This window comes from Shewanella sp. 10B, assembly GCF_023475885.1.
GTDB classification, from domain to species: Bacteria; Pseudomonadota; Gammaproteobacteria; order Enterobacterales; family Shewanellaceae; genus Shewanella; species Shewanella mangrovisoli.
The window spans coordinates 467,137-483,981 of sequence record NZ_JAMDJO010000002.1 but is presented as its reverse complement, the minus strand read 5'-3'; the positions used below and the strand labels follow the sequence as shown (position 1 = coordinate 483,981).

Here is a 16,845-nt window from a genome sequence, read left to right as displayed (position 1 = left end):
CGAATTTTAAGAGGCAGTTGCCATGAGTGAGCAAAAGTTAGCATTAAACGAATATCTAAAGACCGACAGTGATTATCTGCGTGGCACTATTAAAGAGGGATTAGACTCCTCGGTGACGGGCAGTTTTAGCGACGGCGATCAGCAATTGATCAAGTTCCACGGCTTCTATCAGCAGGATGACCGCGATTTACGTAACGAGCGTAAAGAACAAAAACTCGAGCCTTTATATAGCTTTATGTTACGTGCCCGCGTGCCAGGTGGTGTGTGTACACCTAAGCAATGGTTAGGTGTGGATGAAATTGCCTCGACGCTTACTAGCTCTAACAGCATTCGTTTAACGACGCGCCAGACGTTCCAATACCACGGCATTCCAAAGCGTAATCTTAAGACCATTATTCAAGGCTTGGACCGTGAGGCACTCGATTCTATTGCCGCCTGTGGTGACGTTAACCGTAACGTGATGTGTAACCCGAATCCGGTGGAATCTAAGCTGCATGCGCAGGCCTATGAAGTCGCGAAGAAGCTGTCTGATCACCTGCTGCCCCACACTCGCGCCTACGCCGAGATTTGGTTAGATGAAGAGAAGTTACTGACCACAGAAGACGAAACCGTTGAACCTGTGTATGGCAAAACCTACTTGCCACGTAAGTTTAAGATGGCCGTTGCCGTACCACCGGATAACGATGTTGACGTCTACACCAACGACTTAGGCTTTATTGCGGTGGCTGAAAATGGCGAATTAGTCGGTTTTAACCTGACAGCAGGTGGCGGCATGGGCTCGACCCACGGTGAAGTCGAAACCTTCCCGCGCTTGGCCGATGACTTTGGTTTTATCAAAACTGAAGATGTGATGAAGTTTGCCGAAGCTGTGATGACAGTGCAGCGTGACTGGGGTAATCGTACCAACCGTAAACGTTCACGCCTTAAGTACACTATCGTCGACCATGGCTATGAGAAGTTTAAGGCCGAAGTGGAAGCAAGAGCTGGCGTCAAATTTGAGCCCAAGCGCGATGTAGTGATTGGCGATCGCGGCGATCGTTACGGCTGGGTCGAAGGTGTCGATGGTAAGTGGCATTTAACCCTGTTTATCGAAAGTGGCCGCATTAAAGATGTGCCCGGTAAGAGTTTACAAACCGGCATGCGTGAAATCGCGAAGATCCACAAGGGCGATTTCCGCATGACTTCAAACCAGAATATGATTATTGCTGGTGTGGCCCCAGAGGATAAAGCGACCATCGAAGGCCTTGCCCGTAAACACGGTTTACTCGGCCAAGTGCTGACCCAAACCCGCGGTCATTCGATTGCCTGTGTGGCCTTGCCAACCTGTCCATTGGCGATGGCGGAAGCTGAGCGTTATTTCCCTGAGTTTATCGACCATATCGATGCGCTGCAGGCTAAAAATGGCATTAGCGATCAAGCCATCGTGGTGCGTATGACCGGCTGTCCAAACGGTTGCGCCCGCCCATTTGCCGCAGAAATAGGCTTAGTGGGTAAGGCGCCAGGTCGCTACAACTTGTATCTCGGGGCGAACTTCGAAGGTACTCGTCTGAATAAGATGTACAGAGAGAATATCCAAGAGGCTGAGATCCTTGCTGAATTGGATGCATTATTTGCCCGCTACGCGGTTGAGCGTAATGCAGGCGAAACCTTTGGTAACTTCACCGTCCGCACGGGCGTAGTGAAGGCGGTAATCGATGCCGCTAAGGATTTCCATGGCTGATCTTGATTCTGGGGTAACGGGTTCTGGCTTGCCGAACGCGTTGCAGAGCGTGGTAAGTCACAGCGAACTTAAAGCGCTGCTAACGGCGCCTAAGGATGTGCAGCAAGCAGAACTAGAGCGCATTAATCGCTTCTTGGCCGGATTGACGGCTCAAGAGCGAGTGCTCTGGGGCTTAGCCTATCTGCCGGGTAATCACGCGCTGTCATCCAGTTTTGGGATCCAAGCGGCGGTGATGCTGCATATGGTGAGTCAGGTGCAATCGGATATTCCGGTGATCTTAACGGATACTGGCTATCTCTTTCCTGAGACATATCAGTTTATTGACCAGCTTACCGAGCGTTTATCCTTAAACCTCAAGGTTTACCAAGCGCCGATGACCTCGGCATGGCAGGAGGCGCGTTTCGGCAAGTTGTGGGAGCAGGGCTTAGATGGGCTCGAGCGTTATAATCGACTGAATAAAGTGGAGCCGATGCAACGTGCCTTGGCGGAACTTGAAGTCGGTACTTGGTTCGCGGGACTACGTCGCAGCCAGTCGAGCACACGCGAAGAGTTACCGATATTGGCTATCCACGGTACTCGCTTTAAGCTGCTGCCGATTATCGAGTGGTCGAACAAAGATGTGCACCTATATCTGACGCAATTTGACTTGCCTTACCATCCTCTATGGGAGCAAGGTTATGTTTCTGTTGGGGATACCCATTCGAGTAAACCCTTAGAATTAGGGATGACTGAAGAAGAAACCCGCTTTAATGGCTTAAAACGCGAATGCGGTTTGCATTACGAAATATAACCATCTATCTGATTTAATAGAAAAATGCCACAGTATTCCCTGTGGCATTTTTTATTTTATGCCGCCCAAAGAATGCTTTGCTTAATTTTACAGCGGTTTGACCGTTAAAGTATTTTAAGTGTCATTCTGGCGTCATTAAAGTCAGATAAAGTTTATTTTCATAGAGTTAGTTAAGGCTTGTTCACCAGAAAATAAATTTTTGTACATTTTTACTCACAGAGTTATGCACATTAGAATGTTCTGAGCTATATTACAAAGTTCCCGTAGATGGTTTTGAGGGAGTTTACTGCGCAGATATGCCCTAGTCGGTATTTTGCCAAGTTAAGTTGTTGAATATCGTTATTTATGGGCTTAGTTTGCTGTGTAACGATATAACGAGACGGAAAACAGTTGCACTTCCAAAAGACCTTGCTCGCCGCCGCGAGTATCAAGCAGTTTGATTGACTTGCTAGCCCTCGTTAATCTGCCCATTTCACCTCGGTCAGCTGTGGTCAAAGCTGCCGAGGTTGAGCCAACATAGTTAACATCGTTTATTTCGCTAATTCATCAATTCAGCTCGGTTTTTGGCGCTGTTTATGACAATATTATCATAAACTTACACTGTGTTATTTTATGCTGAGTGGCTAATGCTGCCGCAAACGGCCCCTTTGATGGAATTATTGATGAGGATTACTGGATGACCGCCCCTATGTATGCCATGCGCGATCATGTCAATCGTCCTCAAGGGAATAAATCCAATCGCCCTGCACAAAAGCCCAAAGCACGCGGCCTTAAGCGAATAGTCGCTTGGCTCGTGAAACTCATCTTAGGCTTGTTACTCGCCTCCATTTTAAGTGTGGTGCTACTGCGTTTTATTGACCCGCCAATGTGGACTTGGCGGATTGAACGGGCATTATTCCCGCCCGCGCCGATTACTGAGGTTAGGCATCAATGGCGCTCACTCGAGCAAATTTCCCCTGAATTACAATTAGCCGTGATTGCCGCTGAGGATCAAAAATTTGCCAGCCACACGGGATTTGATATAGCCGCGATAAGTTCGGCCATTGAATACAACCAAAAGGGCAACAAGGTTCGTGGTGCGAGTACCTTAAGTCAGCAAGCGGCGAAAAACCTGTTTATGTGGTCGAGCCGCAGCTTTATCCGCAAGGGAATTGAGGCCTGGTTTACCCTGTTAATGGAATTGATTTGGGATAAGTCGCGGATTCTCGAAGTGTATCTGAATATCGTCGAATTTGGCCCCGGAATATATGGTGCCGAAGCGGCATCGAAACATTATTTTGCTAAGAGTGCCGCCAAATTAACCCGTTATGAGGCGTCATTATTAGCGGCGGTATTGCCTAATCCTTGGCGATATAAAGTCTCGCCGCCTTCACCTTATGTTGAGCAGCGCTCCGCTTGGATCCGTAAGCAAATGCGCCAGTTAGGGGAAGTGACACTTAACCGTGTTCATCAGGCCGATTAACGGGTAAATAAGGCGATAACTTTCGTCTTATTAATATGTCATGCGCTTTATCGTTAATATGAACTTTATCCTCAAGATGAATTAGGCTCTGAATGTAAATTTCATTTAGTTTGCCAAGCGAATTTGTCTTAATTGCGCAGCTTGATTCGCATCCTAGGTTAATTAATGATAAATTAGCGCACGAATTTCCCCTTCAAATACACTCAGTCCTTTGGCTATTCCCCTCGCTAATTTTTAGCTTGTGTCGGATATTGGTTTGCCATGACGCGTGTAAAAAGGAATGACAACAGGTCAGTATTTAAATACCGGAGGTGAGTGCTTTCGGTATTATTTTTGTCACTTTGACGGTTATTAAATGGAGTTTTAGATGAAGAAGATTGTTATTGCTGCGGCAATTATTGCAGCGGGAGCAGGTGCTTATTGGTACACTCAGCATGGAACTAGCTCGAGTGCTTCGGCCAATCCTTTGCTTGATTATATCCCTGCCGACACCCCAGTATTTTCAGGTCAGTTAAAACCTTTCCCACTGAAAAACTACCTGCAATCTATTTCTGGCAATTACCAGCAATACTCTACGGATTCTCTGGCCGAGTTAGGCGAATTAGATAGCCCTATGGCCAAGTTTTTTGTCAGCATCTATACGCAGTATATGGATGGGATAAAAAATCCAACCCAATTGCTTAAGACCTTTGGTTTACCAAATGAAGTCGAGCCTTTTTTCTATACCTTGGGCGTGATCCCCGTACTTAAAACCAATGTGGATCAAATCGATGCATTCTGGGCTGTCTTGGATAAAGCCGAGCAAGACAGCGGCTTCACCCATGAAAAGCGCACCTTAGCGGGCGTTGATTATCGCGCTTATTCACTGGCCGAAGAAGGTTCTACTGAGAAGGTTGACCTGTTATTTGCCCATAAAGATGGCATCTTAACTGTGACCTTGTCTGGCACAACGATTGAGCCCGAAATCTTAGAAATGGCCTTTGGATTAAAGAAACCGACTCAATCCTTAGCCGCTTCAGGCATGCTGAAAGACATCATCAAAACCCATGGTTTTATGGAAGATAGCATCAGCTTTATCAACCATGTTGAGATTGTGAAAGCGATTACCTCTCCCGATGGCAATATGCTAGGCAAACAGCTGACGAAGTTCATGGCAGAAGAAAGCCAAGGTGAAGATCCTTTTGCAGAGATCCGTACCCCTGAATGTAAAGCTGAGCTAACCGCTATTGCCGCTAACTGGCCACGTACAGTGGCGGGGTTAACCGCATTTAGCTCGACCGAAAAAGAAAGCCATATGGCAGCCTCTTTTGTGGTTGAAAGCAAAAACCAGGCAATCTTAACCGCATTGCAAAAAATGCGCGGCTACATTCCAACCCACTTAGCCGATATTAACAGCACTATCTTCTCTATGGGGCTGGGGATTGACGTTAACGAAGTTGCGCCTTCTCTGACGGCGATTTGGGATGACCTGCAAAAGCCGCAGTTAACCTGCGCACCGCTTGCCGAGTTGCAAGCCGAGTTAAGCCAACAGAGCCCTGCGATGTTAGGTATGTTTACTGGTATGGCTAACGGCGTTAAAGGTGTGAGCCTGTCATTGCTCGATTATAAGATGAGCACACAGGACCAAGAGCCTAAGCTTGAAAGCTTAGATGCCTTAGTGAGCTTAACGGCTGATAATCCTTCAATGCTATTCAATATGGTGAAACCTTTTGCTCCAATGCTAGCTGAACTGCAAGTTGCGGATAATGGCGAGCCTACCGACTTATCACCACTGTTAATGTTGCCGCCTGAGATGAACATCAAGCCGATGCTGGCGATTAAGGGACAACACTTAGTGGTTTACTCTGGCGATAAGGGCTTAGCGTTAGCCAATAAACTGGCTGGCGAAAAGCCATCGGCCAATGGGCTTTACAGCATGTCGGCTGATTACGGTAAGATGTTTACCCCTGTGCTGACCCTGTTAGAATTGACTGGCGAGCCGATTCCTGAAGAGCTGCAAATGCTGAAAGATTACAATATGCGCGTGCAAATGAGCTTCGATGTGAACAAACAGGGCATAGTGTTTGGTTCTGTGATGAACTCAAAAGCGAGCGAGAAGAAGTAAGCGTGATGCCTTAGAGTGTTAATCGAAAAGCCAGCTGATTGCTGGCTTTTTTGTTAATTGGCTTGTGCTAACTTAGGTTGAGAACCGAGGGGCGTGTCTATGGATTTCGGTTTCGCGGCACGCACTAAACTGACCAATCCTTGCCATTCAATATCGCTGTTCTGTGGCAGCCAAATATCCGGCTCTGTGCCTTTTCCTGAAAGCAGCTCGCCCGCGGCGTCATAGGTGAGTGAGCTGCTAAACCGAACATCTAAATCACTGTTAGGTAAGGTGAGTTGGTATTGTCTGGCAAAATCCCCCGAGGTTTTCTCCCCAATCAGATTCACCCTCGACCAAGCTTTAGTGCGGTAGGCTATCCACTCGCATTCCTGTTTACACAAAGGGCTGACAAGCAGCGCAAGGCGATTATTGCCTTCGGCTACAACTTCGGGTTTTGTGCGGACAAACCAAGGGCTAAATCGACTTTCATCTATGCTTGGCAGACGCCTCGTTAGCACCTTAAGCCGAGGCGAGCTGAGTTCCAGTGCCTCGAGCGGCCTAAAATTTAGGGGCCTTAAATAATCATTTCTGAGTTCTGGCGAGCGGCGATAATGGGCAAAGCCCATAATTTGTGTCATGGCTGAGGCATAGGGAGTCGCATTTTGAGGGACATCTTGATAACGCGACAACATAGTCAATAATTTAGGGCTAAAGCCCCTCGCTTGCCTTAAATCGACAATCAACAATGGTTGCTCCATGCCTTGGCGTAGGGCGTCTTGTTGCCTCTTATCGAGTTCAAAGGCATAGAGGTCATCAATCTTGAGCCGTGCTGTCGCCGGATTGATCTGCTCCAATGAATAATCAGGCCTGATTGGCGCAGTTGGGGCCAAATTATCGAGTTGGGTGATCAGGCTTTCAAGACTCAGCTCAGTCTCATCTTCAATCGGTTTGACGATGGTTTTTGACGGCTGCGGCAGGGCGATAGTCACTTGCGTGGTCTGCAAATCATCATTAATCAAGCTGATAAGCACATGGGGTTTGATGCTTAAGCCTAAGTCCTCCCGCAATAAATTGAGTCGCTTTAGCCAAATCAGCTGCATCTCTTGGCTGTTTTTCGCTGGCTCTGATAAGTAGGCTTGGCTGGCCGAAATCCATTTGCTTAAGGGAATGCCATCTATATGAGTGATAAAGGGAAAATCGGCGCTGATGGGGTTATTTTTGCTGTCCAAGGCGAGCCATTGCTCGTTGACAGGCCTGAGTGTTAAGGGCAGTTCACCGCTGCTATTTTCGACTTTCGCAACCTGTGTCCCTGGGTCTTTTAAGGTATTAAGTAGCTTAGTGAGTTCGGCGGCGAAGCGCTCTTTTGGCACAACATCTTGATATTGTTCTGTGATTAATCCTGCCAGTCGTTTGAGTTGCTGCTCATTAGCTTGTGGATCTAGTGCGTAAAATGCCGAGTGTTGCTCAATTTGGTCGAACAGAATATAGAGATCTTGGCGAATATCTTTGGTCGTTAGCGTGGGTTGTGCTTTTTCAGGAATAGCGAAAAACGCGAGCCTGATAAGGCTCGCGCAAATGATCACGCCCAGTAAAGTCACGACAGTGCGATAGCTAAAATTCATATTCCTCCATGACCACTTACTTTTACGGCTAAAAAGGTGTGCGACTATCGATGTAAATGCCTATTTTGGCAATAAAAATCGTCTTTGCTCACCTTTTGCTCGTATCCATTTGAGCAATTTAGCAGCAGTTTTTGCAAGTCAGCATAGAATTATGGCTGTTTTTTGTGCTCTGTCACGGTTGTAGCGTTAGAGAATATCGTTGAGTGATAGGCCGATACCTATGCGTTGGTTATGGTAGTTGTAGTCGATAAGACTCTCGCCATAGCCGTTAAAGTATTGAGTATAAAGGCGTAAATTACCGATTATCGGATAGCTCCATGTAAATTCTGCCGATCCTCGATCAATATCTTTAAAGTTAGTTTTTAGGGTGAGGGTGAATCTATGGTCATCAATGCCGTAAACCCCTACAAACTCGGCTTTACCTATGTATTCATCAATATCGGGGTTATCGTCACCGCGGGGTTGATGGATATCGGTTTTTTCGTCCTCTGGAATACGCCACCACACCTTAGTGGCAAAGGCCAGCGGGCCGGCATCGAAGATCATGGTGCCATAGATACGGTTCCAGCTACGGGATAATAACCCTGACTTACCATTAGATTGATGCACGGCGCCAAAGCCCCAGAAGGAGTTAGTCACGCTGCCGATTTTCCAATCGTTGTTGAACAGCATAAAGATTTCGGGTTCGTGGTTAGTCTCACGGAAGGGGGAAGAAATATCCTTGTTATACAGCTGCCAGTAGGACTGGTTAGTGTAGGCAAAAAACAGGTGGCCATTGTCGCCAAAGACGTTGTACCAAATAGGGAACTTAAAGCTTATCTGGAACTTAGCTTCCATTTCGTCCAGGGTATAGTCGTTTTCGGCCGCATCTTGGGCGAAGGGCGCCATATTGGGATCGGGGTTGTAAGTGGCGGGTAAAATGTAATTCACTTTATGCGGCGTGATCACGAATGGACGTTCTGAGGTGGCTAGCTCGTCCTGCACGCGTCCTTTAACGAGGGATTCTTCCGCCTGAAGCCCTGTACAAGTTAACAGTCCAATTAATGCGATACCTTTATTAAATCGGGACATCGGCCCTCCTTGATGTGTCTGTTTGCCTTACGCTTTCTCGTTCTTTACCCAGCTTAACATTAGTTTGTGGATTTATTATGAGAAATCCTGCCATGTGTCTTATTCCGTTCTGGCGAGATGGAGCCTATTTTCGTGGTCTAAAGAAGCAACTAAGTAGAATTTTTTGCAATAACATAGTGCGGTTATGTGAGCTGATGCAAGTTTTGATTGCCGATATATTCGGCATGAAATCCTGTTTTATTCAATTATTTCATTTGCTTAAACGATTTTTCGGCCATTGGCGTTTTGGTTACCCTCACTTATAGTTAACAGGCTTAATTCGAAGCGCTTTTTTTATTTCTTTTTGATATAACAATTAATGATTTTATATTTATTAAGGAATATAACTAGGGCTATATTGCTACACATTGATCTCATATCGGGGAATGTGATGGAAATTTTATCTTTACCGGGCCAAAGGGCGAAGGGCAAAGTCTGGCTTGTTGGCGCAGGCCCCGGAGACGTTGAACTCTTAACCCTCAAAGCCTGGCGCATTCTCAAGTCCGCCGACGCTGTGCTATACGATGCGCTCGTCAGCCAAGATATCCTCGATTTGATCCCTAAGGATGCAGAGAAGATTGCCGTTGGTAAACGTGCCGGTAAGCATAGTGCTGCGCAAGATGAAATTAATCAGTTACTGGTGACAAAAGCCTATACCCGTAAAAACGTGGTACGCCTCAAGGGCGGCGATCCCTTTATTTTTGGTCGCGGTGGTGAAGAGTTACAAACCTTAGTCGAAGCAGGCGTCGAATTTGAAGTGGTTCCTGGCATTACCGCCGCCAGTGGCACTTCGGCCTATGCGGGCATTCCATTAACTCACAGGGATTATGCCCAAGGGGTGACCTTTATCACTGGCCATTGTCAGCTCGAAAGCCGTCCGATGGACTGGCAGGGTTACGCTAACCCAAACAATACCTTAGTTGTGTATATGGGGATTTTAAATGCAGGCATTATTCGTCAAGGATTAATCGATGCTGGCCGTAGCCCACAAACCCCAGTAGCGATTGTCTCTAAGGCGACCACTCAGTCGCAGCAGCGTTTTATTGGCCAATTAGATTCACTCGAACAGCTTGCGGCCGATCCGCAATTGCAAATGCCCGCCCTGATGATTATTGGTGAAGTGGTTGCACTGGCAGACAGCTTAAATTGGTTCCAACCTAAGGGTGAAGGCGAGTCAGCGTTCGATACCGTAGATGCCACCAAGATTGTGGCAAAAATTTAGTTAAATCAGTTAATTTTTAATAGTTAAGTTAAATCCAGCTGCCTGTTGCAGCCCATTTTAGGTAAACGGAGAAGAGTATGGCCGGGCGTGAATTAAGCCACTTACAACAACTGGAAGCCGAAAGCATTCAGATCATTCGTGAAGTCGCTGCCGAATTCGATAATCCAGTAATGTTGTATTCCATCGGAAAAGATTCTTCGGTGATGTTACACCTTGCGCGTAAAGCTTTTTATCCCGGCAAGATCCCATTCCCCTTGTTGCACGTGGATACGGGCTGGAAATTCAAAGAGATGATCGCCTTTCGTGATGCGCAGGCGAAAAAGTTTGGTTTTGAATTATTAACCCACACCAACCCAGAAGGCGTTGCCCAAGGGATTAACCCCTTCGACCATGGCAGTGCCAAGCACACTGACATCATGAAAACCCAAGGCTTAAAACAAGCCTTAAACCAATATGGTTTCGATGCCGCATTTGGTGGTGCGCGCCGCGATGAGGAAAAGTCCCGCGCGAAGGAGCGGGTGTATTCGTTCCGCGACCGTCACCACAGATGGGATCCCAAGAATCAGCGTCCCGAACTGTGGCGCACCTATAACGGCGCGGTGAATAAGGGCGAAAGTATTCGTGTCTTCCCTTTATCTAACTGGACCGAACTCGATATTTGGCAATATATCTACCAAGAAAACATTGAGTTAGTGCCACTGTATTTTGCTGCCGAGCGCCCTGTGGTTGAGCGTGGTGGTCAGTTAATTATGGCCGACGATGAGCGCATGAAGCTCGAGGAAGGTGAAACCATCAAGCATGAGGTGGTGCGTTTTAGAACCTTAGGTTGTTATCCATTGACGGCGGCGATGCACTCGCAGGCAGACAATCTCGAAAAAATCATCGAAGAAATGCTGCTAACTCGCTCGAGCGAACGCCAAGGGCGATTGATTGACTCGGATCAGAGTGCATCGATGGAGCAGAAGAAACGCCAAGGTTATTTCTAAACCAAGGCATTTCGAGCGCAGGTTAGAGACAGATTAAACCGATTTCGTGAATGTCCCGATGAAGGCTCTTAGAGCAATCGAGTACCAGTGACTTCACGAACAGTTGAGCAAGATAAGAGTGAGATAAAGATGGATAAAGCGGTCAATAAAACCAATCGTATGGCGGCAGAAATCAGCCAGCACGGGGTAAAAGAATATCTAGCCCAGCAACAACATAAAGGTTTGTTGCGCTTTTTAACCTGCGGCAGCGTAGACGATGGCAAGAGCACCCTGATTGGCCGTTTACTGCATGACAGCGCGCAGATTTACGAAGACCAACTCGCCAGCTTAAAAAATGATAGCGCTAAGATGGGCACAACGGGCGAAGCCATCGACTTGGCTTTGTTGGTCGATGGTCTGCAAGCCGAGCGCGAGCAGGGCATTACTATCGATGTGGCTTATCGTTATTTTTCAAGCGACAAGCGTAAGTTTATCATCGCAGATACCCCTGGCCATGAGCAGTACACCCGTAATATGGCGACTGGCGCCTCAACCTGTGATTTAGCGGTGATCTTAGTGGATGCGCGTTACGGCGTGCAGACTCAAACCAAGCGTCATGCCTTTATTGCCTCTTTGCTGGGTATTCGTCACTTTGTGGTCGCGGTTAATAAGATGGATTTACTCGGGTTCGATGAGCAAGTATTTAATCGTATCCGTAATGATTTCAGTGAGTTTGTAAAAGACTTTGGCGACTTAGATATCCACTTTGTGCCCCTATCAGCGCTCAATGGCGATAACGTGGTTGAGCCGAGTCTGCATACGCCTTGGTATCAGGGCGGCACACTGCTGGAGCTACTCGAAACCATTGATACTCAACGTGAACTCAGCGCCTTGCCTGTACGCTTCCCAGTGCAATATGTGTCGCGTCCAAATCTCGATTTTCGTGGTTTTGCCGGTACTTTAGCCTCTGGTGTCATCAAGGTGGGTGACGAGGTGGTTGCGCTGCCTTCGGGTAAGCGTAGCAAGGTTGAACGCATTGTGACCTTCGATGGCGATCTCGCCGAAGCAACGGCTGGGCAAGCCGTCACTATCACCTTAGAAGATGAAATCGATATTTCCCGCGGTGACTTGCTGGCACTGCCAGAGAGTGCGCCACAGGTTGCCAATCAAATCGTGGCTGACCTAGTGTGGATGGATGAAAAACCATTACAACTCGGCCAGTTATACGACATTAAAGTTGCGGGTAAAAAGACTCAAGCCTCTGTGACGGCCATCGACTATGTGGTTGATGTGAACACGCTTGCGCGCAGCAGCGCCGACACTTTAGGGCTCAATGCCATCGCCCGCGTGACCTTAGAACTGACCGAAGATATCGTCTTCGACGCCTATTCTCTGGTGCGTGATACTGGCGGCATGATCCTGATTGACCGTTTATCCAATGCTACTGTTGCGGCTGTGATGGTGGTATCGGGACAGCATGTGAACAAGCAAGCGTCCTCACAATTTAGCGCCTTTGAAATTGAGTTTAATGCGCTGGTGCGTAAGCACTTCCCGCATTGGCAAGCGATCGATATTTCAAAGCTTGGAGCCTAATACGTGAGTGACTTGTGGCTATTAGCTATAGTGTTGTTTGGATTAGTGGCTGGCTTAATCGCCGGCCGCATTAATCCCGCTGTGTTGTTTTTATTTGCTTTTTTACTCTGTTACCTCCTAGGAATGGTATCACTCGACACGGCGCTCACTAGCTTTACCAACACAGGTTTAGTCACATTGGTGTTATTGGTGCTGGCGGCGACGGCGCTGGAAAAAACCTCACTGCTGGGCAAGTTAAGCCAAGTGATTGGCAATAATTCGCTTGCGGTGACTATGGCAAAATTGGGATTTTCAACGGCGCTGCTGTCCTCTTTTACCAATAATACCGCCGTCGTCGCATCTTTGATTGGGGTGGTGCGCCGCAATCAGGCCCACGCTCCGGCTAAGTTATTGTTACCACTTAACTATGCGGCGATTCTGGGCGGTACGCTGACCTTAATTGGTACTTCCACTAACCTTATCGTCAACTCGTTTGTCGAAAACGCGGGCTTGCCTGCGCTGGGGTTCTTTGAGTTTACGCCAGTGGCCACGCTGATTGTGCTGTTAGGCATAGTGCTGCTGATTGTATTGGCCAATACCTTACCCGACAGGCGAGAGGATACGACCGAAGAGACACTGCCCTATCTGCTGGAAGCCCACGTGGCCAAAGGCTCGCCTTTAGTTGGGCGCAGCGTGGTGGATAACAAATTAAGAGCCCTGAAAAAGCTCTATTTAGTCGAGCTTGAGCGCAGTGGTATTTGTATTTGTCCGGTTCCGCCACAGTTAGTGTTACAGGCGGACGATGTGCTGCGTTTCAGTGGCGCGGTGGAGTCGGTGGAGCTGTTGCATCAATTCGATGGTCTGGATTGGTTTGGTAAACATCAAGCAAAAGGTCAAAACCTAGTCGAAGCCGTGTTAGCACCTTCATCGAGCCTAGTGGGTAGTACCTTAAAGGAGTCTCGCTTTCGCGAACAGTTTGATGCGGCTGTAATGGCGATTCGTCGCGGTCATCATCCGCTAAAAGGTGGTTTGGGCGATATCGTATTACAACCGGGCGATGTGTTACTGCTGACACCGGGGGATGGTTTTAGCACCAATGCTAAGCTGAGTACTGAATTTGCCGCCGTCAGCGGACTCGATTTGAATGTGCGCTTAGACAGCCGCCGCAGCCGTTTTGTATTAAGCAGTTTTGTGCTCACCATTGTGCTTAGTCTGACTGGCGTATTACCGCTGGCCAAGGGCTTGGTGCTATTACTGCTGAGCTACTTTGCCATTGGCGCCGTGACCTTGTCGGAGCTTAAGCGTCGCTTCCCACTGGAATTAGTGGTGATAGTTGGCAGTGCCTTAGGGTTGGCGAATCTGATGATGAGCACTGGCCTTGCCGATGGGTTAGCGCAAGGCTTGCTCGGTACCATCAATGGTTATGGGGTGTTTGGCGCCTTTGTGGGTGTCTATTTAGTCACCTTATTGTTGACTGAACTCGTTACCAATAATGCCGCGGCGGCCTTGGCCTTTCCTATTGCCTATGCGGTGGCGCTGAATTATGGCGTCGATCCTAGGCCATTTATTATGGCGGTAGTGTTTGGGGCCAGTGCCAGTTTTATTTCGCCCTACGGCTATCAAACCAACTTGATGGTGTTTAACGCGGGCAACTATCGTTTCAGTGACTTTTTGCGCTTAGGGCTACCGCTATCTGTGCTTTATTCCTTGATAGTGATTTTTATGGTGCCAGTTATCTTTCCGTTTTAATGATTTTTTGTCTTAGGTTGTTACTCAACCTAAGATTTGAGGAGTGTTTATGAGCAATATTGTGTGGCACCAACATAGTGTCGACCAAGCGGCCAGAGCCAAACTTAAGGGCCAAAATCCAGTATTACTCTGGTTTACCGGGTTGTCTGGTGCGGGTAAGTCGACTTTAGCAGGGGCGCTTGAACGCGCACTGTTTGAGGCGGGCTTTCACACTTATTTGCTCGATGGTGACAATGTGCGCCATGGTTTATGTAAGGATCTGGGTTTTAGCGTCGCCGATAGGGATGAAAACTTACGCCGTGTTGGCGAAGTGGCAAAACTTATGGTGGATGCGGGTTTAGTCGTACTATCAGCCTTTATTTCGCCGACCCGCGAGGAGCGCGATAGCATACGGGCACGTTTTCCAGAAGGTCAATTTATCGAAGTGCATGTGTCGACGCCGCTTAGCATATGTGAGCAGCGCGATCCTAAGGGCTTGTATGTTAAGGCTCGCCGCGGAGAAATCAGTAACTTTACCGGTATTTCATCACCCTACGAGGCGCCGCTCTCGGCGGAGTTAACGATTGATACCAGTAAAGGGGATTTAGCCTCGCAAGTGCGTGCTTTAATCGATTATTTAACCGCGATTGGGGTCATCAATCCCGATAAGGCTAAAGCATTAGCCTAAGTTGATTTTATGGGACTCAGGGGCATTTGTTGGAATGGTTAATGTAAAACAAGTGCCTTTGCCCAGTTCACTCGTCACTTTGATATACCCGCCTAATAACTGGGTCACCAGTTGATGTGCTAAATGTAATCCTAAACCTGTGCCGCCTTTACCTCTTCGAGTGGTAAAGAAGGGATCGAAGATCTGCTTTAAGGTCGCATCGTCCATGCCGCCGCCATTGTCTGTGACGGTAATGGCGACAAAGGCATCTTCGAGGCTGTAGGCCGTAATATTGATTTGCCCATTACCGACATCTTCGAACGCATGGGTGAGCGCATTTGAGACTAAATTCTCGAGTACTTGCCCAAGGGCGCCAGGATAACTATTGAGTTCTATCTCGGGGGAGATGTCGATGTTCAGTTCATGAAATTGCTTCTTCATTCTTAACCATGAGGTGTGCAGCATATCTTGCACTAGGCTAGTGAGTTTAAAGACACGACGTTCTTCACCTGTGCGGTCGACCGCTAACCGTTTGAAGCTTTTCACTAAGGCGGCTGCGCGTTCTAGGTTTGCTTGGACTATCTCGGCGCCTTCATTAAAGTGCTCAAAGTAACTGTCAACATCGGAGCGTTTAAGGCCAGTTTCGAAGGCTGATTGCAATTTACTGCACTCATTCTTCATGCTCGACAGGGTCATTAAAGAGGCGCCCACAGGGGTATTGAGTTCATGGGCGACACCCGCCACCATCATCCCAAGAGAAGATAATTTACCGGTTTCAATCAGCTGCTGCTGAGTATCGTGCAGGTGTTGCAGTGACTGCGCCAGCGCTTTATTGCTATTTGCCAGCCGTCGCTGCTGCTCGGTTAAGTCATCGTGGAGCCTATCCCGCTCGCACATTGATTTTGCCGTACGCCAGCAAACGGCGCTGCCCAATAACAACAGCAACAGACCAATACTCAATGCTTCGACAATGCATTGTTTGGTGATACTCACCAATACGCTGTGGGAAATATGAGTCACGAGTCGCCATTCAGGAAGGGCCGCATTACCTATGTCATGCACATTTTCGTAGTCCCATAGTCCATCTGGGGTGGTAAAGGCTACCTCGGTATTTTTGCGGATTTCTTGCCAAGCGGAGGGATTGAATTTGCTAAAGTTTACCTCTTCGCGTCCATACATAAATCCCCATGCCATTTGTGGCTGTGGGGCTAAAAGCCAGTAGCCATCTGAGTTTAACATCGACAGCTCGACGCCCTCTTTAGCCGTATTGGCGATGGCGTCCAGCATGGTTTGGGCGAGAAAATTCAGCGCAATAAACCCTTGTCTTTCCCCTGAGGCTAAAAACACTGGGGTGGTGATGCGCAGCATAGGTTTGATAGGGGTCTCAATGACTTTGTTTTCGACATTTAAATCTAAGGGGGAAAAGTAAAACGTATCGGGTTCGAGCGCTAAACTCGGCGCTATGTAGTAGCGTCCTTGTTTAGACTGCAATTCTGCTTGCGGAACAATTTGTGCTTCATGGTTGATAAGATTAATGCGCACCTTTTCCATGGCGTCGTTATCTAGCCAGCGCACTTGATCGTACTGTAACGAGGCGTCGCTAAAGGCCTTAAAGAAGTTCTCAACAGCAGCCAGATCGGCATTTTTGCCCGACGCGGTATCGAGAAGAAGTTGATATTTAGCGAGAAACAGCGCGTCTCGTTTCAGGCTACCGAGATAGTAAGCTATGGTTTGATTGGCATCGGCAAGCACGGCATCGGCCTGTCGATATAAGGGGGTCATCGCATCTTCGTGGCGCTTTTGGTAGAGCACCAGGCTGAGTAGCGGCACCAATAACAGCCAAGGTAACATCAGCTTAAGCCAATATCGCCAAAATAACTGCTGGGAGCTCATAACGCGTTTCA

The 16,845-nt window shown here is 47.8% G+C and carries 12 protein-coding genes; 9 read left to right on the top strand and 3 right to left on the bottom strand.

All coding sequences use genetic code 11. The annotated features are described in order from the left end of the window. Positions 1-22: 22 nt before the first annotated feature. The 4 genes from cysI (at position 23) to M0415_RS09575 (ending at position 6,076) form a co-directional block, all read left to right on the top strand. Positions 23-1,720: an assimilatory sulfite reductase (NADPH) hemoprotein subunit gene (gene cysI, locus M0415_RS09590; RefSeq protein ID WP_011625339.1), complete on the top strand. Its 1,698-nt coding sequence runs from the start codon at positions 23-25 to the stop codon at positions 1,718-1,720. Further along, on the top strand, positions 1,713-2,510 hold the full coding sequence (locus tag M0415_RS09585; RefSeq protein WP_249554065.1) for a phosphoadenylyl-sulfate reductase: 798 nt from the start codon (positions 1,713-1,715) through the stop codon (positions 2,508-2,510). Before cysI ends, M0415_RS09585 begins: the two co-directional genes overlap by 8 nt. A 676-nt stretch (positions 2,511-3,186) precedes the next feature. Next, positions 3,187-3,972 carry a monofunctional biosynthetic peptidoglycan transglycosylase gene (gene mtgA, locus M0415_RS09580; protein WP_249554067.1) on the top strand — a complete coding sequence of 262 codons (786 nt, stop codon included), beginning with the start codon at positions 3,187-3,189 and terminating at the stop codon, positions 3,970-3,972. A 367-nt stretch (positions 3,973-4,339) separates the two neighbouring features. Next, on the top strand, positions 4,340-6,076 hold the full coding sequence (locus tag M0415_RS09575; protein WP_249554069.1) for a hypothetical protein: 1,737 nt from the start codon (positions 4,340-4,342) through the stop codon (positions 6,074-6,076). 53 nt (positions 6,077-6,129) lie between these two features. On the opposite strand, the gene M0415_RS09570 is transcribed toward M0415_RS09575, so the two are convergent. Both M0415_RS09570 and M0415_RS09565 read right to left on the bottom strand, forming a co-directional pair. Next, positions 6,130-7,677, bottom strand: a complete 1,548-nt coding sequence (locus M0415_RS09570; RefSeq protein ID WP_249554071.1) for a S41 family peptidase — start codon at positions 7,675-7,677, stop codon at positions 6,130-6,132. 186 nt (positions 7,678-7,863) lie between these two features. Further along, positions 7,864-8,748 (bottom strand): phospholipase A, encoded by an 885-nt coding sequence (locus M0415_RS09565; protein ID WP_249554073.1) that lies wholly within the window; start codon positions 8,746-8,748, stop codon positions 7,864-7,866. Between the two features lie 430 nt (positions 8,749-9,178). Between M0415_RS09565 and cobA the strand changes: the two genes are divergently transcribed. The 5 genes from cobA (at position 9,179) to cysC (ending at position 14,962) form a co-directional block, all read left to right on the top strand. Next, on the top strand, positions 9,179-10,009 hold the full coding sequence (gene cobA / locus M0415_RS09560; RefSeq protein ID WP_249554074.1) for a uroporphyrinogen-III C-methyltransferase: 831 nt from the start codon (positions 9,179-9,181) through the stop codon (positions 10,007-10,009). 77 nt (positions 10,010-10,086) lie between these two features. Beyond that, complete coding sequence (gene cysD, locus M0415_RS09555; RefSeq protein ID WP_011623816.1) at positions 10,087-10,995, top strand: sulfate adenylyltransferase subunit CysD; 909 nt, start codon at positions 10,087-10,089, stop codon at positions 10,993-10,995. A 129-nt stretch (positions 10,996-11,124) separates the two neighbouring features. Continuing rightward, a complete protein-coding gene (gene cysN, locus M0415_RS09550) occupies positions 11,125-12,567 on the top strand; it encodes a sulfate adenylyltransferase subunit CysN (protein ID WP_086902092.1) in 1,443 nt (480 codons plus the stop codon). Positions 12,568-12,570: 3 nt separating this feature from the next. Next, complete coding sequence (locus tag M0415_RS09545) at positions 12,571-14,295, top strand: SLC13 family permease (RefSeq protein WP_249554076.1); 1,725 nt, start codon at positions 12,571-12,573, stop codon at positions 14,293-14,295. 49 nt (positions 14,296-14,344) lie between these two features. After that, the gene (gene cysC / locus M0415_RS09540) at positions 14,345-14,962 is read left to right on the top strand and encodes an adenylyl-sulfate kinase (RefSeq protein ID WP_011716005.1); all 618 of its coding nucleotides are present in this window, start codon (positions 14,345-14,347) and stop codon (positions 14,960-14,962) included. Here the strand turns inward: cysC and M0415_RS09535 are convergent. Then, positions 14,954-16,834 (bottom strand): sensor histidine kinase, encoded by a 1,881-nt coding sequence (locus M0415_RS09535; RefSeq protein ID WP_249554084.1) that lies wholly within the window; start codon positions 16,832-16,834, stop codon positions 14,954-14,956. The genes cysC and M0415_RS09535 overlap by 9 nt on opposite strands. Positions 16,835-16,845: the final 11 nt, after the last annotated feature.

Bases quoted from the DNA above. Each gene is read 5' to 3' on its own strand.
- cysI (WP_011625339.1), top strand. From the start codon at position 23: ATGAGTGAGCAAAAGTTAGCATTAAACGAATATCTAAAGACCGACAGT.
- M0415_RS09585 (WP_249554065.1), top strand. From the start codon at position 1,713: ATGGCTGATCTTGATTCTGGGGTAACGGGTTCTGGCTTGCCGAACGCG.
- mtgA (WP_249554067.1), top strand. From the start codon at position 3,187: ATGACCGCCCCTATGTATGCCATGCGCGATCATGTCAATCGTCCTCAA.
- M0415_RS09575 (WP_249554069.1), top strand. From the start codon at position 4,340: ATGAAGAAGATTGTTATTGCTGCGGCAATTATTGCAGCGGGAGCAGGT.
- M0415_RS09570 (WP_249554071.1), bottom strand. From the start codon at position 7,677: ATGAATTTTAGCTATCGCACTGTCGTGACTTTACTGGGCGTGATCATT.
- M0415_RS09565 (WP_249554073.1), bottom strand. From the start codon at position 8,748: ATGTCCCGATTTAATAAAGGTATCGCATTAATTGGACTGTTAACTTGT.
- cobA (WP_249554074.1), top strand. From the start codon at position 9,179: ATGGAAATTTTATCTTTACCGGGCCAAAGGGCGAAGGGCAAAGTCTGG.
- cysD (WP_011623816.1), top strand. From the start codon at position 10,087: ATGGCCGGGCGTGAATTAAGCCACTTACAACAACTGGAAGCCGAAAGC.
- cysN (WP_086902092.1), top strand. From the start codon at position 11,125: ATGGATAAAGCGGTCAATAAAACCAATCGTATGGCGGCAGAAATCAGC.
- cysC (WP_011716005.1), top strand. From the start codon at position 14,345: ATGAGCAATATTGTGTGGCACCAACATAGTGTCGACCAAGCGGCCAGA.
- M0415_RS09535 (WP_249554084.1), bottom strand. From the start codon at position 16,834: ATGAGCTCCCAGCAGTTATTTTGGCGATATTGGCTTAAGCTGATGTTA.